Here is an 18,787-nt window from a genome sequence, read left to right as displayed (position 1 = left end):
CCGGGTAAGCGAAGCGCCACCCGGCAATTCTACGCTAAGGCGTTACACTGCGCGGAACGCGATTTCCCCTGGGATGACTTCGCCCTGCCAGTAGAGCTGCGCCGCAACGCGTCCCGCCAGCTGGCGATACATTTCTGCAAATTCGCTGTCCGGACGGCTGACCACCGTCGGCTTGCCGCTATCCAGATCTTCGCGCAGGGTAATGTGAAGCGGCATCTGTCCCAGCAGTTGGGTGTGATACTTCGCGGCCAGTTTTTCTGCGCCACCCGTGCCGAAGATAGGTTCGTGGTGGCCGCAGTTGCTGCAGATGTGCATGCTCATGTTCTCGACGATACCGAGCACCGGCACTTCCACCTTCTCGAACATCACGATGCCTTTTTTGGCGTCGATCAGCGCGATATCCTGCGGCGTGGTCACCACAACGGCTCCCGTCACCGGAATGTTCTGCGCCAGCGTCAGCTGAATGTCACCGGTGCCCGGCGGCATGTCCAGCACCAGATAATCCAGATCCGGCCACATCGTCTCCTGCAGCATCTGCAGCAGCGCTTTGCTGGCCATCGGGCCGCGCCAGACCATGGCGTTATCGTCAGTCACCAGGTAACCGATGGAGTTGGTCGCCAGACCGTGCGCCATGATTGGCGCCATGTGGGTGCCGTCCGGCGAGGTTGGGCGCTGGTTTTCCGCGCCCAGCATGTTCGGAATAGACGGACCGTAGATATCGGCGTCCAGAATACCGACCTTTGCCCCTTCCGCTGCCAGCGCGAGCGCCAGGTTAACGGCGGTAGAGGATTTCCCCACCCCGCCTTTGCCCGAGCTGACGGCAATGATGTTTTTCACGCCGTTCACGCCAGGCTGGTTTTTCACGCGCTTCAGCGTGGCGATGCTGTGGCTCAGCTTCCAGTCGATCGCCTTCGCGCCGGTCATGCGCAGCAGCTCAGAGCTGGTCTGCTCTTTCAGCGCGTCAAAGGCGCTGGTCCAGACGAACGGCATCTGCAGCTCAATGTGCAGCGTATCGTCCAGCCAGGCGACGTGGTGTAACGCTTTCAGCGTAGTGAGATTGTGCTTCAGGGTTGGATGCTGAAAGTTAGCCAGCGTCCCGGCGACCATTGCTCGTAAGGCTTCCGGTGATTTGGCCTGGGATTGAGAACTCATCCCGACTCCTTTGTTCTTGTGAATAAGACCTTAGATGAACAAGTTTACCTGAAAGGCCGTGGTTTGTGCTTACTTAATAATGCCCCTTTTGGTAATATCAAAAACCCTTTTCACAGTTAAAAGAAGTAATGCCTACTATGACTCAAGTCGCGAAGAAAATTCTGGTAACGTGCGCACTGCCGTACGCCAACGGCTCAATCCACCTCGGCCACATGCTGGAGCATATCCAGGCTGATGTCTGGGTCCGTTACCAGCGAATGCGCGGCCACGAGGTTAACTTCATCTGTGCGGACGATGCCCACGGCACGCCGATCATGCTGAAAGCGCAGCAGCTGGGGATTTCCCCGGAGCAGATGATTGCCGAAATGAGTCAGGAGCATCAGACTGATTTTGCTGGCTTTGACATCAGCTATGACAACTATCACTCCACGCACAGCGACGAAAACCGCGAGCTGTCGGAGCTGATCTACACCCGTCTGAAAGAGAACGGTTTTATTAAAAACCGCACCATCTCTCAGCTGTACGATCCGGAAAAAGGCATGTTCCTGCCGGACCGTTTCGTCAAAGGCACCTGTCCGAAATGTAAATCCCCGGACCAGTACGGCGATAACTGCGAAGTGTGCGGCGCGACCTACAGCCCGACCGAGCTTATCGAGCCGAAATCCGTGGTATCCGGCGCCACGCCGGTGATGCGTGACTCCGAGCACTTCTTCTTCGACCTGCCGTCCTTCAGCGAAATGCTGCAGGCGTGGACCCGCAGCGGCGCGCTGCAGGAGCAGGTGGCGAATAAAATGCAGGAGTGGTTCGAATCCGGCCTGCAGCAGTGGGATATCTCCCGCGATGCGCCGTACTTCGGCTTTGAAATCCCGAACGCGCCGGGCAAATACTTCTACGTCTGGCTGGACGCGCCAATCGGCTACATGGGCTCCTTCAAGAACCTGTGCGACAAGCGTGGCGATACCGTCAGCTTCGACGAATACTGGAAGAAAGATTCCACTGCCGAGCTGTACCACTTCATCGGTAAAGACATCGTTTACTTCCACAGCCTGTTCTGGCCGGCGATGCTGGAAGGCAGCAACTTCCGCAAGCCAACCAACCTGTTCGTACACGGCTACGTAACGGTGAACGGCGCGAAGATGTCCAAGTCCCGCGGGACGTTCATCAAGGCCAGCACCTGGCTGAACCACTTCGACGCGGACAGCCTGCGCTACTACTACACCGCGAAGCTCTCTTCCCGCATCGACGATATCGACCTGAACCTGGAAGATTTCGTGCAGCGCGTGAACGCGGACATCGTCAACAAGGTCGTCAACCTGGCGTCCCGTAACGCGGGCTTTATCGCGAAGCGTTTTGACGGCGTGCTTTCTGCTGAACTGGCCGATCCTGAGCTGTATAAAACCTTCACCGATGCCGCCGCTGCGGTTGGTGAAGCCTGGGAAAGCCGTGAATTCGGTAAAGCGATTCGTGAAATCATGGCGCTGGCCGATGTTGCCAACCGCTATGTGGACGAGCAGGCCCCGTGGGTTGTCGCGAAACAGGAAGGCCGCGACGCTGACCTGCAGGCGATCTGCACCATGGGTCTGAACATGTTCCGCGTGCTGATGACCTGGCTGAAGCCGGTTCTGCCGCAGCTGGCAGCCCGTGCTGAAGCGTTCCTGAACACCGAACTGACCTGGGATGCAATCCAGCAGCCGCTGCTCGGCCACAAGGTGAACACCTTCAAGGCGCTGTACAACCGCATCGAGATGAAGCAGGTTGAAGCTCTGGTGGAAGCGTCTAAAGAAGAAGTGAAGGCTGCTGCGGCACCGGTCACCGGCCCGCTGGCGGACGATCCGATTCAGGAAACCATTACCTTCGATGATTTCGCCAAAGTCGACCTGCGCGTGGCGCTGATTGAAAACGCGGAGTTCGTGGACGGTTCTGACAAGCTGCTGCGCCTGACGCTGGATCTCGGCGGCGAGAAGCGCAACGTCTTCTCCGGCATCCGTTCTGCCTATCCGGACCCGCAGGTGCTGATCGGTCGTCAAACCGTGATGGTGGCGAACCTGGCGCCGCGCAAAATGCGCTTCGGCATCTCTGAGGGGATGGTGATGGCCGCAGGCCCTGGCGGGAAAGATATCTTCCTTTTAAGCCCAGACGAAGGCGCGAAGCCGGGTCAGCAGGTGAAATAACAAAAAAGCCGGAGATTATCTCCGGCTTTTTTTATGGCATTTTGTTTTCTCCCTCTCCCCGTGGGAGAGGGTTGGGGTGAGGGCATCAGGCCGCACCCATTCTGCAATCACGCCTTCGGGTGATGCACCCGGTGAGTTAACCCACGCAGGAAATTACGCAGAAACTGGTCGCCGCACTCGCGGTAGTTTTTGTGATCCGGCGCGCGCATCATGGCGGTCACTTCCGGCACGGATACGCGGTATTTTTGCTCCGTCATGATCGCCACGATATCGTCCGTTTTCAGCGAGAAGGCGATGCGCAGCTTTTTCAGCACCGTGTTGTTGTTCACCCGACGCTCCAGCGCCAGCTCTGGCGCGGCCGGATCTTTGCCACGCTTATCGTAAATCAGGCCGTTCAGGAAACCCGACAGAATGATGTCAGGGCAGCGGACAAATCCCTCTTCGTCTTCTTTGGTCATCCACGTGTCAAAACTCGCAGACGTGGATTCCATGTCGGACAGCGCAAGAATGCGCACCATGTCGTTATTGTTCGCTTTCAGGGTGTAGCGCAGGCTACGAAGAATATCGTTACTTAGCATAGAGCCTTCGAATGTCGATGATGCAATGGCGCGCAGTGTACCAGCTTTACAGCCCAATCGCCTCTTTCAAACTCTTCAGGTAGCGACGGCTGACGGGCACCGTTTGCCCGGCACGCAGCACCAGCTCGGCCTGGCCGTTATCTTCCAGGCGGATCTCCTTCAGGTGCGCCATGTTCACCAGATACTGGCGGTGGCAGCGAATCAGCGGCGTGCGGCTCTCCAGCGTGCGCAGGGTCAGCTCGGTAAACCCTTCATTCCCTTCCGCGCTGGTGACAAACACCCCGCTCAGGCGGCTGCTGACAAAGGCCACATCATCCATCTGAAGAAGATAGATCCGGCTGTGCCCGGTGCAGGGGATGAACTTCAGCGGCTGCTGGTTTTCCGGCAGCAGCGTGACGTCCTGTACGGTGCGCTCCTGACGTAAACGGGTGAGCGTTTTTTCCAGCCGCTTCTCTTCAATCGGCTTGAGCAGATAGTCAAACGCGTGCTCCTCAAAGGCCTTAACGGCATATTCATCAAACGCCGTCAGAAACACGATGTAGGGACGATGTTCCGGGTCGAGCATGCCGACCATCTCCAGCCCGCTGATGCGGGGCATCTGAATATCGAGGAACAGCACGTCCGGGCGCAGTTTGTGCACCGCGCCGATGGCCTCAATGGCGTTCGCGCACTCTCCCACAATCTCAATATCCGGCTGCTCCTGCAGCAGAACGCGCAGGTTTTCCCGTGCCAGCGGCTCGTCATCCACAATCAGCACTCTTAACATGCGTTTTCCTCCAGCGGCAGTCGTACGGTAATACGGGTAAATCGGTCTGGCTCACAGGCGACGGTAATGCCACAGTCGTCGCCAAAATGGGCGCGCAGGCGTTTATCCACCAGGCTCATCCCCAGACCGCCAGAGGCGGAAGGCTGGTAAAGCCCGGCATTGTCTTCAATATCCAGCACCAGATGGTGGTTAAAACGGCTGGCGGCAATGGTTATCTCCCCCGTTCCCAGTAGCTGCGACGTGCCGTGCTTAATGGCGTTTTCCACAATCGGCTGCAGGGTAAAGGCCGGAAGATGCTGATACGCCAGCTCATCCGGCACGGAGAGCGACACCTGCAGGCGCGACTGGAAACGCGCCTGCTCAATCTGAAGATAGGCATTCACGTGCTCAATCTCATCGGCGAGGGTGACGATCTCAGACGGTCGCTTCAGGTTTTTGCGAAAGAAGGTCGACAGAAACTGCACCAGCTGCGCGGCCTGATCGCTGTCGCGGCGGATCACCGCTTTGAGCGTGTTGAGGGCGTTGAACAGGAAATGCGGATTGACCTGGGCATGCAGCAGCTTAATTTCGGACTGCGTCAGCAGCGCTTTCTGCCGCTCATACTGTCCGGCGAGGATTTGCGCGGACAGCAGCTGGGCGATCCCCTCCCCCAGCGTGCGGTTGATCGAGCTGAACAGACGGTTTTTCGCCTCATACAGCTTGATGGTGCCCATCACCCGCTGATTCTCGCCGCGCAGCGGAATCACCAGCGTGGAGCCCAGCTTGCACTGCGGATGCAGCGAACAGCGATAAGGCACCTCGTTACCGTCGGCGTACACCACCTCACCGGTTTCAATGGCGCGCAGCGTGTAGGCTGAGGAGATGGGTTTCCCCGGCAGATGGTGATCGTCCCCGGTGCCGGTAAAGGCCAGCAGCCGCTCGCGGTCGGTGATAGCCACCGCGCCGATATCCAGCTCCTTGTAGAGCACCTGCGCGACCTTCATGCTGTTCTCTTCGTTGAACCCCTGGCGCAGGATCCCTTCGGTCGAGGCGGCGACCTTCAGCGCCGTCGCGGAAAAGGCCGAGGTGTACTTCTCAAACATGGCGCGCTTGTCGAGCAGAATGCGCATAAACAGCGCCGCACCCACGGTGTTGGTTACCATCATCGGGGCGGCAATACTGCCGACCAGGTGCAGCGCATCCTCAAACGGACGGGCAATGAGCAGAATGATCGCCATCTGCGCCATTTCGGCTACAAAGGTAATGGCACCGGCGGTGAGCGGGCTAAAGACTTTATCCGGGCGGCCGCGTTTGATCATGTAGCTGTGCACCAGCCCGCCTAGCAGACCTTCCACGATCGTGGAGATCATGCAGCTGAGCGCCGTCATCCCGCCCATGGAATAGCGATGCAGACCCCCGGTTAAACCGACAAGGCCACCGACGACGGGACCGCCCAGCAGCCCGCCCATCACCGCGCCGATAGCGCGCGTATTGGCAATAGAGTCTTCGATATGGAGACCAAAATAAGTCCCCATGATGCAGAAAATAGAGAAGGTGACGTAGCAGAGCAGCTTATGCGGCAGACGTACGGTGACCTGCATCAGCGGGATAAACAGGCGCGTTTTGCTCATCAGCCAGGCAATGACAAGAAACACGCACATCTGCTGAAGCAACAGCAGCACCAGATTAAACTCGTACATACTCAAAACCGCACACGCTAAAAACGCGTAACATACACTGATGCGGGTTTACTTTCTTTGAAGCATTCCAAAAAAGCGCAAAATCGTGTCCGTTATCACACCTTTTTCTGAATATCGCGCATGCTTCGCATTGTTTGTTCAAAAATCAATCAATCTTTCCTGGTTCGCCAAAGTGAGTCTACAGTTAAGCTGGGGACGCGTAAGCCAGGGGGCGAATATGGCGCTTTACACAATAGGTGAAGTGGCACTCCTTTGTGATATCAATCCCGTTACCCTACGGGCGTGGCAGCGACGGTATGGATTACTCAAACCGCAGAGGACCGACGGTGGGCATCGCCTTTTCAATGAAGCCGATATCGACCGCATTCGCGAAATTAAAAGCTGGATCGACAACGGGGTGCAGGTCGGCAAGGTGAAGTCCCTGCTGAGCCACGACGACCCGGACACGCAGCACCTCTGGCGCGAACAACAGGAAACCCTGCTGCGACTCCTGCAGGCGGGCAACCTGCAGCGCCTGCGCGCATGGATAAAAGAGCAAGGCCGCGATTATCCGGCACAGACGCTGATCAACCATCTTTTCATTCCGCTCCGTCGACGCCTGCAGTGCCAGCAGTCCACCCTGCAGGCGCTGCTCAGCATGCTCGACGGGGTGCTGATCAACTACATCGCCGTCTGCCTTGCCTCGGCGAAGAACAAAGCCGGAAAAGATGCGCTGGTGGTCGGCTGGAACGTGCACGATACCACCCGCCTGTGGCTGGAAGCGTGGATTGCCACCCAGAAGGGCTGGCGCGTGGATGTTCTGGCGCATTCGCTGGCGCAGCTTAAGCCTGAGTTTTTTGAGGGCCAGACCCTGCTGGTCTGGTGTGGTGAAGTACCGTCCGCCACGCAGCAACAGTTGCTGACGGAATGGCGAGAGAATGGTTACCCGGTTTATTCCCTTGGTCCGGATGAGCCATAACGGCATTTAATGGTTCATTAACAGCTGCGCTTCACCGTATAATTGTTCCGTTAACAACAGGAGCACATGATGAAGGCAACCAAACTGGCCATTATTACCCTTTTTGTCCTGATGGCCGTAAGCGGTATCGGCGGCGTGATGCTGGCAGGATACTCGTTTATTGTTCGCGGCGGTGTCGGCTGAGGTAGAGCGCCAGCCGCTCAAAAAGGCGATCGACGACGATTGCCGCCAGCGCGACCAGCACCGCTCCCTGCACTATATAAGCCGTATTAAACCCGCTCAGGCCGATAATAATCGGCGTTCCCAGCGTATTGGCACCAACCGTAGACGCAATGGTCGCCGTCCCAATGTTAATGATGACCGACGTGCGGATCCCGGCAATGATAACCGGTGCCGCAAGCGGCAGTTCAACCTTGCGCAGCCGCTGGCCGCGACTCATTCCCATCCCTTCAGCCACGCTCAGCACCGACGCCGGTACCGCCGCGAGGCCCGCCAGCGTGCCCTGCAGAACCGGCAGTACGCCGTATAAAATCAGCGCAATAATGGCAGGCTGCTGGCCAAAGCCCATCACCGGAACCGCTATCGCAAGCACCGCCACCGGCGGAAACGTCTGTCCAATGGCCGCTATCGTCTCTACCAGCGGACGAAACTCCCGGCCCGCAGGACGCGTGACCGCGATGCCTGCCCCTACCCCCAGCACAACCGCGATGGCGCTTGAGAGCGCCACCAGCCAGAGATGTGCCAGGGCGAGATTAATAAAGCTCTCCTGCTGATAGACCGGCCGCGGCAGCCCGGGAAAAAGGGCGTTAAACAGCGCCGCGCTGTGAGGCATCAGAAACAGCAAGGCGACAAAGAGCGCTACCAGCCAGAGGAGCGGATCACGCAGTGCCTTCACGCGTCACCTCCCCTGCCAGCAGATCGCGAAAATGTAAGGTTCCGCACGGCGTCCCGCGAGCGTCCGAGACGGGCAATACCTCGCACTGGCGCGCGACAAACGCGGAGAGGGCATCCCGCAGGCTCATCTGCGCCTGCAGCGGTTCGCCGCTTAGCGATGTCTCCTCCCGACGCATATAGTCGCTGACCGTCCGCAGGGAGAGCAGCCTCACGCCCAGCTCGCTGCGGCCAAAAAACTCGCGCACAAAGTCGTTCTTCGGCCAGGTTAACAGCTCAAGCGGCGAGCCCTGCTGCACCACTTCGCCATGATCCATCAGCACCAGATGGTCGGCCAGGCGCAGGGCTTCATCAATATCGTGCGTCACGAGAACGATCGTGCGTCCGAGAATGCGGTGAATACGAGTCATCTCCGCCTGCAGCGCCCCGCGCGTGACCGGATCCAGCGCGCCAAAGGGTTCATCCATCAGCAGTACCTGCGGATTGGCCGCCAGCGCGCGCGCCACGCCCACGCGCTGCTGCTGCCCGCCGGAAAGCTGGTGCGGATAGCGATCGCGCAGCGCGGGCTCTAACCCCAGCAGAGACATCAGCTCATCAACACGATTGGCGATTTTCCCCCGCGACCATTTTTCCAGCTGCAGCACGGTGGCGATGTTCTGCGCCACCGTCCAGTGCGGAAACAGGCCGATAGACTGAATGGCATAGCCCATCCGACGGCGCAGCTCCAGCACCGGCAGGCTGCGGATCTCTTCTCCGGCAAAGCGGATCAGCCCGCTGTCATGCTCCACCAGACGGTTGATCATCTTCAGGGTGGTGGATTTTCCCGAGCCTGAGGTGCCAATCAGCACGGAAAACGCCCCCTCGGCAAAGTTCAGGTTCAGGTGGCTCGCCGCCGGGCGACCGGCAAACGTTTTACTGACATCATGGAATTCAATCATTGGCTCTTCTCCTGAGCAGCGCGAGCCATAAGGCAAACAGCGCGTCGACAACAACCGCCAGCGCAATCGTCGGAACCACGCCCAATAACACCAGATCGAGCGCACTACTTAGCAGCCCCTGGAACACCAGGGCGCCAAAGCCGCCCGCGCCAATCAGCGCCGCAATCACCGCCATGCCGACGGTCTGTACCGCCACCACCCGCAGGCTGCGCAGCAGCAGGGGCAGCGCCAGCGGGAGCTGAATTTTCCAGAAACACTGCCGGGCGCTCATGCCCATCGCATGGGCGCTTTCCAGCACGTCAGGTGCGACCTGACCCAGGCCCGCGACCACGCCGCGCACCAGCGGCAACAGCGCATACAGCACCAGCGCGATAAGGGCGGGCGTTAACCCCGTTCCGGCTATGCCGAGCGTTCCCAGCACCGGAAATGACTTCACCAGCCCGGCCAGCGGCGCAATCAGCAGGCCAAACAGCGCAACGGAAGGAATGGTCTGGATCACGTTGAGCACGGCAAAGACACCGCCCTGACGTGAAGGATGGCGGTAACACCACATGCCCAGGGGGATCCCGAGCAGCAGCGCCGGAAAGAGCGTGCCGAAGAGGATCGTCAGGTGTTGCGCCAGGGCATCGTCAAACACCTCCTGGCGGTTGGCGTACTCTTTTAACAGCGAGAGATTGTTCAGTTCCCCGCTGAACAGCAGGAACAAGGGAATGCACCATATCTGCGCGTTGAGCACCCAGCGCCAGACGGCGCTGGAGATGAGTCGACGAATGGCATCGCTGCTGACCAGCAGACAGAGCGCCAGCCACAGCCAGAGGCCGCTACCCACCGTGGTTCTCGCCAGCGGACTTTCTGCCGACGCCATGTGCGTCGCCGCCAGCCCGCCACTCCAGAACAGAATGATAAACAGCCCTTCAGCGAGGAGCAGCGTCAGCCACTGCGCCGTGCGCCCTTGCCAGAACGATAGCGCAACCCACGCGGCCAGCGCCGCCGCCAGCCACCCCGGCGTGAAAGACCAGACCTGCCAGAGCGCTTTGCCCTCCCCCGACATCAGACGGTTTGGGGCTACGTTGACAAACGGCAGCGCGACCGCCGCGATGGCCACGCAGGCCAGCAGCAGCAGGACGCGGTTATGACATTTTATTGGCACAGCCCTTTCCCGTTACTTCACAAGCCCTTGTTGTTTCAGGAAGTCGGCGGCCACTTTTTTGGCATCCAGCCCCTCGACGGCAATGCTGGCATTCAGCTGTTGCAGCGTTTTTTCATCCAGTTTTTCGAAGACCGGTTTGAGCCAGTCGGCAATCTCCGGATAGGCTTTCAGCACCGCCTCACGCACGACCGGGGTCGGGGCGTAAATCGGCTGTACGCCTTTAGGATCGGTCAGGGTTTGCAGGCCGAGCGCCGCCACCGGACCGTCGGTACCGTAGGCCATGGCCGCGTTAACGCCAGAGGTTTGCTGCGCCGCCGCTTTGATGGTCACCGCAGTATCCCCGCCCGCCAGAGAGAGCAGCTGCGCCTGATCGAGCTTGAAACCGTAGGCTTTTTCAAACGCGGGCAGCGCGTCGGGACGCTCGATAAACTCCGCAGAGGCCGCGAGCTTGAAATCGCCCTTCTCTTTCAGGTAGCGGCTGAGATCCGCAAGCGAGGTTAACTTGCCTTTCTCCGCCACGTCCTTGCGCACGGCGATAGTCCAGGTGTTATTGGCGGGAGCCGGGGTCAGCCAGACCAGTTTGTTCTGTTCCGCGTCGAGTTTTTTGACTTTCTCATACCCGGCGTTAGCGTTTTTCCATGCCGGATCGTTTTCTTGTTTGAAGAAGAACGCGCCGTTGCCGGTGTATTCCGGGTAGATATCCAGCTCGCCGGAGGTGATCGCGCCGCGCACGACGGGCGTGGTGCCGAGCTGAACTTTATTGACGGTTTTCACGCCGTGGCTGTCCAGCACCTGCAAAATAATATTGCCGAGCAGCGCCCCTTCGGTATCGATCTTTGAGCCCACTTTTACCGGCTCCGCCGCCTGTAGCGGCAGACTTAGCGCCGCCAGCAGCACCGCAGATCCCAACATCCCCTTTGCAATCGTCATTCTACTATCCTCATTTATTTTGCTGCCTTTTTCAGAGGCTTGAGAGAAAAGCGTAGCTTAAAACGGCAGAATTAACCGTCAAAATGCCTTTTTAGCATAAGGTAAGACGCCTCCCCCGCAGGACGGGGGGAGGCAAAGGAGGGACAGGTTACAGCAGTTCGAACTCACCTTTATTCACGCGGGCGGAGTCCACGCCGATAAAGACGTTAAACTTGCCCGGTTCCGCGTCATATTTCATCTGCTGGTTCCAGAACTTCAGCGCATCCACGTCGATCGGGAAGCTGATAGTTTGGGTTTCGCCAGGCTTCAGGTTGACCTTCTCAAAGCCGCGCAGCTGCTTCACGGGACGGCTCATCGACGCGGTGACATCCTGAACGTACATCTGAATCACCGTTGCCCCTTCATGCTTGCCGGTGTTGGTTACCTCAACGCTGGCGGTGACTTTGCCGTCACGCTTCATCGTAGGCGCTGACATTTTCACGTCAGAGACCTTGAAGGTGGTGTAGCTCAGGCCGTAACCAAACGGATACAGCGGGCCGTTAGCTTCGTCGAAGTAACGAGACGTGTACTTGTTCGGCTTGTCGGCGTTGTACGGGCGACCGGTGTTCAGGTGGCTGTAGTAGACCGGGATCTGCCCGACGGAGCGCGGGAAGGACATCGGCAGCTTGCCCGACGGGTTGTAATCGCCAAACAGCACGTCGGCGATGGCGTTACCGCCTTCGGTACCGGCGAACCAGGTTTCCAGAATGGCGTCAGCCTGCTGGTCTTCTTTCACCAGTGCCAGCGGACGACCGTTCATCAGCACCAGCACTAGCGGCTTGCCGGTGGCTTTCAGGGCGGCGATCAGATCGCGCTGGCTCTGCGGAATGGTGATATCGGTCCGGCTGGAGGCTTCGTGCGCCATACCCTGCGCTTCCCCCACGACCGCGACAACGACGTCAGACTGCTTCGCGGCGTTCACCGCCTCGTCAATCATCTCCTTCGGCGTGCGCGGATCGACCTTCACAGCTTCCTCATACTGGTTGAGGAAGGTCACGATGTCTTTATCGTTGGTGACGTTCGCCCCTTTGGCGTACATCACCTTGGCGTTATCACACACGGCACTCTTGATACCGGTCAGCACGGTCACCGACTGGTCAGCCACGCCTGCGGCAGACCAGCTGCCCATCACGTCGCGCTTGCTGTCGGCCAGCGGGCCCACCACGGCAATGGTGCCGGATTTTTTCAGCGGCAGCGTGTCGAGGCGGTTTTTCAGCAGCACCAGGCTTTCACGCGCCACGTCACGCGCTTCTTTGCGGTGCAGACGGCTTTCAGCATTGGTATCTGCCGGGTCAGACTCTTTCGGACCCAGGTGGCTGTACGGATCGTTAAACAGCCCCATGTCGTATTTCACATTCAGCACGTGACGGGTGGCATCGTCCAGCTCCGCCATCGTTACCTTGCCGCTCTTCACCAGCCCCGGCAGGTATTTGCTGTAATACTCATCGCTCATGCTCATGTTGATGCCGGACTTGAGCGCCACGCGCACCGCGTCTTCCGGATCGGAGGCGGTACCGTGCTTGATCAGCTCTTTAATCGCGCCGTGGTCAGAAACGGTGATGCCTTTAAAGCCCCACTGGTCGCGCAGCACGTCTTTCAGCAGCCAGGAATCGGACGTCGCCGGCGTGCCGTTCAGGGAGTTCAGCGCCACCATCACCGCGCCGCTGCCCGCATCCAGCCCTGCCTTGTACGGCGGCATATAGTCGTTAAACAGGCGCTGCGGGCTCATGTCGACGGTGTTGTACTCTTTACCGCCCTCCACTGCGCCATAGGCTGCGAAGTGTTTGACGCTGGTCATCACCGAGTAGCGGTCCGCCGGGCTTTTGCCCTGCATCGCTTCCACCATGGTTTTACCCATCGTGGAGGTTAAATACGTATCTTCACCAAAGCCTTCCGAGCCGCGGCCCCAGCGCGGATCGCGCGAGACGTCCACCATAGGTGCCCAGGTCATGTTCAGGCCGTCGTCCGCCGCTTCATAAGCCGACACGCGCCCGACGGTTTTCACCGCGTCGAGGTTAAAGGAAGACGCTAAGCCGAGGCTAATCGGGAAGACGGTACGCTGGCCGTGCACCACGTCATAGGCAAAGAACAGAGGAATTTTCAGGCGGCTGAGATCCATCACCTGGTCCTGCATCTTGCGGATATCCTGGCGGGTGACGGTATTAAAGATGGCCCCTACCTGCCCGTCTTTGATCATCGCCCGGATGGCCTCTTTCGGGTTATCCGGGCCGACGCTGATAAGGCGCAGCTGGCCGATTTTCTCATCGACCGTCATTTTCTTGAGCAATTCCGTGACAAACGCGTCCCGTGCTTCAGGCGTGAGCGGGTGATTGCCAAACAAATCCTCTGCCAGCGCAGGTTGCAGCGCCAGGCTGACGGCGACACCTACAGAACATAGCCATTTCATGTCGTTTTACTCTCTCATCAATAACCGCCGGACGATCTCGGCCATACCGTGCGAAAAGCGCAGTGTGCCACAAACCCTCAGAACGTTGCAGGGTTATTCTCTGATTTTTCTCGTGAATACTCGACCGCTTAACAGTTAATCGCGCTATGCTTTACAGCGAGAAATTTGCCCCACCACAAGGAGTGGAAGATGTCTTCTGTTCGAACAAACGATAACACGGCTTTTATTAACGAACTGTCGCGCCTGGTTGGCTCCTCTCACCTGCTTACCGACCCGGCCAAAACCGCCCGCTACCGTAAGGGTTTCCGCTCCGGCCAGGGCGAGGCGCTGGCGGTTGTCTTCCCCGGCACGCTGCTGGAGCTGTGGCGCGTGCTGAGCGCCTGCGTCGCCGCCGACAAGATCATTTTAATGCAGGCCGCCAATACCGGCCTGACCGAAGGCTCCACGCCGAACGGCAACGATTACGATCGCGACATCGTGATTATCAGCACCCTGCGCCTCGACAAGCTGCACCTGCTGGACAAAGGCGAGCAGGTGCTCGCGTTCCCCGGCACCACGCTCTATTCCCTGGAAAAAGCGCTTAAGCCGCTGGGTCGTGAGCCGCACTCGGTGATTGGCTCCTCCTGTATTGGCGCCTCGGTGGTCGGTGGGATCTGCAACAACTCCGGCGGCTCGCTGGTGCAGCGCGGCCCGGCCTATACCGAGATGTCGCTGTTTGCCCGTATTGACGAAAACGGCAAGCTGACGCTGGTCAACCATCTGGGGATCGATCTCGGCGTGACGCCGGAACAGATCCTCAGCAAGCTCGACGACGATCGCGTGAAGGACGAAGACGTGCAGCACGACGGCCGCCACGCGCACGATCACGACTACGTGACCCGCGTGCGGGATATCGACGCCGATACACCAGCGCGCTACAACGCCGACCCGGACCGCCTGTTTGAATCCTCCGGCTGCGCCGGGAAGCTTGCCGTTTTTGCCGTGCGCCTGGATACCTTCCCGGCAGAGAAAAAGCAGCAGGTATTTTACATTGGTACCAATCAGCCTGAGGTTCTGACCGAGATCCGCCGTCATATTCTGGGTGAATTCACCCACCTGCCGGTGGCGGGCGAGTACATGCACCGGGACATTTACGACATCGCCGAGCGTTACGGCAAAGACACGTTCCTGATGATCGACAAGCTGGGCACCGACAAAATGCCGTTCTTCTTCACCATGAAGGGCCGCACCGACGCGATGCTGGAGAAAGTGTCGCTGTTCAAACCCCACTTCACCGACCGCTTTATGCAGAAGCTGGGCAACGTTTTCCCGGCGCATTTACCGGAGCGAATGAAAACCTGGCGCGACAGGTACGAACACCACCTGCTGCTGAAAATGGCCGGAGACGGGATCGCCGAAGCGCAGTCCTGGCTGACTGAATTTTTCAAAACCGCTGAGGGTGATTTCTTTGCCTGTACGCCTGAAGAAGGCAGCAAAGCCTTCCTGCACCGCTTCGCTGCTGCGGGTGCCGCCATCCGTTACCAGGCGGTGCATTCCGAAGAGGTGGAAGATATTCTGGCGCTGGATATCGCTCTGCGGCGTAATGATACCGAGTGGTTTGAACACCTGCCGCCGGAAATCGACAGCAAGCTGGTGCATAAGCTCTATTACGGCCACTTTATGTGTTATGTCTTCCATCAGGATTACATCGTCAAAAAAGGGGTCGATGCACACGAACTGAAGGAGCAGATGCTCGCCCTTCTGCGTGAACGTGGCGCACAATATCCTGCGGAACATAACGTCGGACATCTTTATAAAGCCCCCGACGCACTTAAGCAGTTTTATCGCGAGAATGACCCTACAAACAGCATGAATCCCGGCATCGGTAAAACAACGCGGAAGAAATACTGGAAAGAAAGCGCGGACGCGGAGCAGCGCATAACGCAAGCGTCTGATTAATTCCTACAGCCAAATTTGAGAGATTGTTAAGCGCTCCTTAATCGTAATAGAGTAACTGTCTGACGCCGGAGAAACGTTTCTCCGGCTTTCTATAACGAGGAGCAGGCTCATCATGTCGGCTATTGATGTTTTATCCGAGACCGAACTGGAAGTGCGCGATGCCCTTCCCGATGATGTGCATGCCATCGCCGCGATCTATGCCTGGCATGTGCTTCACGGGCGCGCGTCATTTGAAGAAGTCCCCCCCACTATCGACGAAATGCGTCATCGAATGAAAAGCGTGGCTGAGAATGGTTTACCGTGGCTTATCGCGCTGTATCGCGGCATCGTGGTGGGCTACTGCTACGCCACGCCTTACCGTCCGCGACACGCCTACCGCTATACCCTGGAAGAGTCGATTTACGTGGATGCCAGCATCACCGGGCGCGGTTTTGGCACGGCGTTAATGTCTGCGCTAATTGAACGCTGCGAACAAGGTCCGTGGCGGCAGATGATTGCCGTGGTGGGAGATGGCAATAATAATGCCGGTTCGTTACGCCTGCATAAAAAGCACGGCTTCGTGATTGTCGGTCAGCTGCGCAGCGTAGGCTATAAGAAAGGCGACTGGCGGGATACGGTGATTATGCAGCGCCCGCTCAACGATGGTGACTGGACGCTGCCGGAATAAAAGCAAAACGGTAACCTGGGTTACCGTTTTTAGTGTTTTCTCCCTCTCCCTGTGGGAGAGGGTCGGGGCGAGGGCATCAGCGCGCAGAGGCGCATCAGTCGTTCTGCGCCGTCGCCATCTGCTCCGCTTTCTGCTTTTTATACGTCAATGCGGCGGCCGGAACGGGCTGCACTTTTCCTGTTTCAATCCAGGTACGCAGGCGGCTCGCATCCGCAAAGTGCGTGTATTTGCCGAAGGCATCCATCACCACCAGCGCCACCGGCTTACCGTTAAACACCGTGCGCATCACCAGACAGTGCCCTGCCGCATTGGTAAAACCGGTTTTTGTTAACTGAATATTCCAGTTATCACGGTAAACCAGATGGTTAGTATTGCGGAACGGCAGCGTATAGGCCGGGTTCGCAAAGGTCGCCATCTCTTCACGGGTGGTACTGAGCTGACCAATCAGCGGGTACTGTTTGCTGGCAATCAGCAGTTTCGTCAGATCGCGGGCCGTGGAGACGTTGCTGATCGACAGACCCGTCGGTTCAACATAATGCGTATTGTTCATCCCCAGCGATTTGGCTTTGGCGTTCATTGCGCGGATAAACGCGTCGTAGCCGCCCGGATAATGGTGCGCCAGGCTCGCCGCCGCGCGGTTTTCAGACGACATCAGCGCCAGCAGCAGCATATTTTTACGGCTGATTTCACTGTTCAGCCGCACGCGGGAGTAGATCCCTTTCATCTCCGGCGTGTGGCTGATATCCACTTTCAGCTTTTCGTCCAGCGGCAGATGGGCATCAAGCACCACCATCGCGGTCATTAATTTGGTAATCGAGGCGATCGGGCGCACCAGGTCCGGATGGCTGGCGTAGATCACCTTATTGGTGTTGAGATCGACAATCATCGCGCTGCCTGAAGCAATTTGCGGTTGGGCAGCGGCAGCGGTCACCGCGGGCGTTTTGGCGACGGCCGGCACGGCAGCGGACGCACCCAGCAACAGCGCCAGGCTAAGTAAAGAGACTCGGAATTTCAGCATGGTGAGACTTCTGATAATTATTCACGCACGTCATGACGTACACCGCCTGTATCAACGGATAAACACAGGCTGGCTTCGGCATCATAGCCGTCAGCGGGCGTTGTCGCCAGAGGATAATCGTGAACAGATGCTGCATTGCTGGCATTTACGCCAGCAATGCAGTGAACTCAGAAGAGACGGTATCCATAACCCCAAAGGATCACCGTCAGCGCCAGTAGCGCCTCCAGCACCAGCACCCCGATAGCGAGTGTTGAACTGGAAAAACTCAGGCCTTCTTCTTTATTGATATTCAGGAAGGTTGGAACCCCCAGATACAGCAGATACCCGGTGTAAAAGAGGGCAATGGTACCGATCAGCGCGCACAGCCAGACCAGTGGATAGAGCGCAACAATACCGCTTAAGAACAGCGGGGTCGCGACATATCCGGCAAAGACCATACAGTGCGCCAGCGATGGACGTTGTGGGTAGTTACGCGCCATCCAGTGAATGACTCGCCCCATGACCGCCACACCCGCCAGCATCAGACCATAAAAGACGATGGCCAGATAGAGTCCGGTAAACCAGGAAAGCTGAACCACGGTGCCGTCACCGAAGTTCCAGCCGATTTGTGTCGTTCCGATAAAAGCGCATATTACCGGCACCGCAGCCATCAGCAGCACGTGGTGCGTGTAATGATGCGAGACCGTTTCGTTCTCACTTTTAATGACATGCATTTCACGATCGGGATGGGAGAAAAGTCCCCAGACATGGTTCATAGCGCCCCCTTGTTGTCGGCCCGTCAGCGATACCTTAAGTATAATGCAGGCTTTAGATTATTTTATGTACAGTGGGAAATTTCCGTTGATTTCCCCGCTGTTGATTCATGGGGTATATGATTAAACGAGGTACGCAGAGGGAGATAACAGTTACGTAATGGATATTAACGCACTCATTGAACAATATGGCTATGCCGCGCTGGTCATTGGTAGCGTGGCAGAAGGCGAAACCATCACCCTGTTAGGCGGCGTCGCCGCGCATCAGGGATTGCTGAAATTCCCGCTGGTCGTCGCCGCGGTTGCGCTGGGGGGGATGATTGGCGATCAGCTGCTCTACTTTCTCGGGCTGCGCTTCGGGCCAACGCTGCTTAAGCGTTTCACAAAGCATCAGAAGAAAATTCGCCGCGCTCAGCGGCTCATTCAACGCCACCCCTATCTGTTCGTCATTGGCACGCGCTTTATGTATGGCTTTCGCATTATCGGGCCGATACTCATTGGTGCCAGCCATCTGCCACCAAAAATTTTCCTGCCGCTCAATATTGTGGGTGCGATTGCCTGGGCGCTGATCTTTACGACGCTCGGTTATGTGGGGGGCGAAGTGATTGCGCCCTGGCTGCATAATCTCGACCAGCACCTTAAGCACTGGGCGTGGCTGATTCTGGTGGTCGTGGCGGTGATTGGGGTTCGACTGTGGCTGAAGCATCGGGAAAAGAGGCGGGATGAGGAGTAAGTGCGGCCTGATGCCCTCAC

The 18,787-nt window shown here is 57.9% G+C and carries 17 protein-coding genes; 6 read left to right on the top strand and 11 right to left on the bottom strand.

The annotated features are described in order from the left end of the window. Window positions 1-42 precede the first annotated feature (42 nt). Window positions 43-1,152 carry an iron-sulfur cluster carrier protein ApbC gene (gene apbC, locus ACDO57_RS02005; protein ID WP_045908656.1) on the bottom strand — a complete coding sequence of 370 codons (1,110 nt, stop codon included), beginning with the start codon at window positions 1,150-1,152 and terminating at the stop codon, window positions 43-45. 137 nt (window positions 1,153-1,289) lie between these two features. On the opposite strand from apbC, the gene metG reads away from it, so the two are divergent. Further along, window positions 1,290-3,323, top strand: coding sequence for a methionine--tRNA ligase (gene metG, locus ACDO57_RS02000; RefSeq protein WP_032663202.1), 2,034 nt, complete (start codon window positions 1,290-1,292; stop codon window positions 3,321-3,323). 107 nt (window positions 3,324-3,430) lie between these two features. On the opposite strand, the gene ACDO57_RS01995 is transcribed toward metG, so the two are convergent. The 3 genes from ACDO57_RS01995 to ACDO57_RS01985 are packed head-to-tail and all read right to left on the bottom strand — an operon-like array spanning window position 3,431 to window position 6,346. Further along, the gene (locus ACDO57_RS01995) at window positions 3,431-3,901 is read right to left on the bottom strand and encodes a DUF1456 family protein (protein ID WP_063408463.1); all 471 of its coding nucleotides are present in this window, start codon (window positions 3,899-3,901) and stop codon (window positions 3,431-3,433) included. A gap of 46 nt (window positions 3,902-3,947) precedes the next feature. Continuing rightward, window positions 3,948-4,667 carry a two-component system response regulator BtsR gene (gene btsR, locus ACDO57_RS01990; RefSeq protein WP_024908144.1) on the bottom strand — a complete coding sequence of 240 codons (720 nt, stop codon included), beginning with the start codon at window positions 4,665-4,667 and terminating at the stop codon, window positions 3,948-3,950. Next, a complete protein-coding gene (locus tag ACDO57_RS01985; RefSeq protein ID WP_048992500.1) occupies window positions 4,661-6,346 on the bottom strand; it encodes a sensor histidine kinase in 1,686 nt (561 codons plus the stop codon). The genes btsR and ACDO57_RS01985 overlap by 7 nt, the downstream gene beginning before the upstream one ends. Window positions 6,347-6,563: 217 nt before the next feature. Between ACDO57_RS01985 and mlrA the strand changes: the two genes are divergently transcribed. Next, the gene (mlrA, locus tag ACDO57_RS01980; RefSeq protein WP_024908146.1) at window positions 6,564-7,304 is read left to right on the top strand and encodes an HTH-type transcriptional regulator MlrA; all 741 of its coding nucleotides are present in this window, start codon (window positions 6,564-6,566) and stop codon (window positions 7,302-7,304) included. A 69-nt stretch (window positions 7,305-7,373) separates the two neighbouring features. After that, window positions 7,374-7,487 (top strand): protein YohO, encoded by a 114-nt coding sequence (locus tag ACDO57_RS01975; RefSeq protein WP_008500895.1) that lies wholly within the window; start codon window positions 7,374-7,376, stop codon window positions 7,485-7,487. On the opposite strand, the gene ACDO57_RS01970 is transcribed toward ACDO57_RS01975, so the two are convergent. The 5 genes from ACDO57_RS01970 to bglX form a co-directional block, all read right to left on the bottom strand. Then, window positions 7,462-8,199 carry an ABC transporter permease gene (locus ACDO57_RS01970; RefSeq protein WP_061714768.1) on the bottom strand — a complete coding sequence of 246 codons (738 nt, stop codon included), beginning with the start codon at window positions 8,197-8,199 and terminating at the stop codon, window positions 7,462-7,464. The genes ACDO57_RS01975 and ACDO57_RS01970 overlap by 26 nt on opposite strands. Beyond that, on the bottom strand, window positions 8,183-9,133 hold the full coding sequence (locus tag ACDO57_RS01965; RefSeq protein ID WP_370883460.1) for an ABC transporter ATP-binding protein: 951 nt from the start codon (window positions 9,131-9,133) through the stop codon (window positions 8,183-8,185). Before ACDO57_RS01965 ends, ACDO57_RS01970 begins: the two co-directional genes overlap by 17 nt. Beyond that, a complete protein-coding gene (locus ACDO57_RS01960) occupies window positions 9,126-10,283 on the bottom strand; it encodes an ABC transporter permease (protein WP_048992506.1) in 1,158 nt (385 codons plus the stop codon). The genes ACDO57_RS01965 and ACDO57_RS01960 overlap by 8 nt, the downstream gene beginning before the upstream one ends. A gap of 12 nt (window positions 10,284-10,295) precedes the next feature. Then, window positions 10,296-11,213: an ABC transporter substrate-binding protein gene (locus ACDO57_RS01955; protein WP_061714765.1), complete on the bottom strand. Its 918-nt coding sequence runs from the start codon at window positions 11,211-11,213 to the stop codon at window positions 10,296-10,298. A gap of 148 nt (window positions 11,214-11,361) precedes the next feature. Next, the gene (gene bglX / locus ACDO57_RS01950; RefSeq protein WP_370883459.1) at window positions 11,362-13,659 is read right to left on the bottom strand and encodes a beta-glucosidase BglX; all 2,298 of its coding nucleotides are present in this window, start codon (window positions 13,657-13,659) and stop codon (window positions 11,362-11,364) included. A gap of 189 nt (window positions 13,660-13,848) precedes the next feature. Here bglX and dld point away from each other — a divergent pair, with 189 nt between their 5' ends. Then, window positions 13,849-15,597 (top strand): D-lactate dehydrogenase, encoded by a 1,749-nt coding sequence (gene dld / locus ACDO57_RS01945; protein WP_024908152.1) that lies wholly within the window; start codon window positions 13,849-13,851, stop codon window positions 15,595-15,597. Window positions 15,598-15,709: 112 nt separating this feature from the next. After that, on the top strand, window positions 15,710-16,264 hold the full coding sequence (locus ACDO57_RS01940) for a GNAT family N-acetyltransferase (protein ID WP_024908153.1): 555 nt from the start codon (window positions 15,710-15,712) through the stop codon (window positions 16,262-16,264). A gap of 94 nt (window positions 16,265-16,358) precedes the next feature. Here the strand turns inward: ACDO57_RS01940 and pbpG are convergent, their stop codons facing one another. After that, complete coding sequence (pbpG, locus tag ACDO57_RS01935; RefSeq protein ID WP_024908154.1) at window positions 16,359-17,282, bottom strand: D-alanyl-D-alanine endopeptidase; 924 nt, start codon at window positions 17,280-17,282, stop codon at window positions 16,359-16,361. 167 nt (window positions 17,283-17,449) lie between these two features. Continuing rightward, window positions 17,450-18,037 (bottom strand): Yip1 family protein, encoded by a 588-nt coding sequence (locus ACDO57_RS01930; protein WP_023312454.1) that lies wholly within the window; start codon window positions 18,035-18,037, stop codon window positions 17,450-17,452. Between the two features lie 157 nt (window positions 18,038-18,194). Between ACDO57_RS01930 and ACDO57_RS01925 the strand changes: the two genes are divergently transcribed. Continuing rightward, window positions 18,195-18,767, top strand: a complete 573-nt coding sequence (locus ACDO57_RS01925; protein WP_024908155.1) for a DedA family protein — start codon at window positions 18,195-18,197, stop codon at window positions 18,765-18,767. The last annotated feature ends 20 nt before the right edge of the window (window positions 18,768-18,787 follow it).

The sequence above is a fragment of the Enterobacter cloacae complex sp. 2015409 genome (assembly GCF_041365315.1).
Lineage (GTDB): Bacteria > Pseudomonadota > Gammaproteobacteria > Enterobacterales > Enterobacteriaceae > Enterobacter > Enterobacter pseudoroggenkampii.
Note: the sequence above shows the minus strand (reverse complement) of the source record. Positions and strands in the feature narration are given on the sequence as shown.

Excerpts from the sequence above, each read along its gene's own strand:
- pbpG (WP_024908154.1), bottom strand. The coding sequence starts at position 17,282 with ATGCTGAAATTCCGAGTCTCTTTACTTAGCCTGGCGCTGTTGCTGGGT.
- metG (WP_032663202.1), top strand. The coding sequence starts at position 1,290 with ATGACTCAAGTCGCGAAGAAAATTCTGGTAACGTGCGCACTGCCGTAC.
- ACDO57_RS01985 (WP_048992500.1), bottom strand. The coding sequence starts at position 6,346 with ATGTACGAGTTTAATCTGGTGCTGCTGTTGCTTCAGCAGATGTGCGTG.
- ACDO57_RS01965 (WP_370883460.1), bottom strand. The coding sequence starts at position 9,133 with ATGATTGAATTCCATGATGTCAGTAAAACGTTTGCCGGTCGCCCGGCG.
- ACDO57_RS01975 (WP_008500895.1), top strand. The coding sequence starts at position 7,374 with ATGAAGGCAACCAAACTGGCCATTATTACCCTTTTTGTCCTGATGGCC.
- ACDO57_RS01925 (WP_024908155.1), top strand. The coding sequence starts at position 18,195 with ATGGATATTAACGCACTCATTGAACAATATGGCTATGCCGCGCTGGTC.
- btsR (WP_024908144.1), bottom strand. The coding sequence starts at position 4,667 with ATGTTAAGAGTGCTGATTGTGGATGACGAGCCGCTGGCACGGGAAAAC.
- ACDO57_RS01995 (WP_063408463.1), bottom strand. The coding sequence starts at position 3,901 with ATGCTAAGTAACGATATTCTTCGTAGCCTGCGCTACACCCTGAAAGCG.
- bglX (WP_370883459.1), bottom strand. The coding sequence starts at position 13,659 with ATGAAATGGCTATGTTCTGTAGGTGTCGCCGTCAGCCTGGCGCTGCAA.
- mlrA (WP_024908146.1), top strand. The coding sequence starts at position 6,564 with ATGGCGCTTTACACAATAGGTGAAGTGGCACTCCTTTGTGATATCAAT.
- ACDO57_RS01930 (WP_023312454.1), bottom strand. The coding sequence starts at position 18,037 with ATGAACCATGTCTGGGGACTTTTCTCCCATCCCGATCGTGAAATGCAT.
- dld (WP_024908152.1), top strand. The coding sequence starts at position 13,849 with ATGTCTTCTGTTCGAACAAACGATAACACGGCTTTTATTAACGAACTG.
- apbC (WP_045908656.1), bottom strand. The coding sequence starts at position 1,152 with ATGAGTTCTCAATCCCAGGCCAAATCACCGGAAGCCTTACGAGCAATG.
- ACDO57_RS01940 (WP_024908153.1), top strand. The coding sequence starts at position 15,710 with ATGTCGGCTATTGATGTTTTATCCGAGACCGAACTGGAAGTGCGCGAT.
- ACDO57_RS01955 (WP_061714765.1), bottom strand. The coding sequence starts at position 11,213 with ATGACGATTGCAAAGGGGATGTTGGGATCTGCGGTGCTGCTGGCGGCG.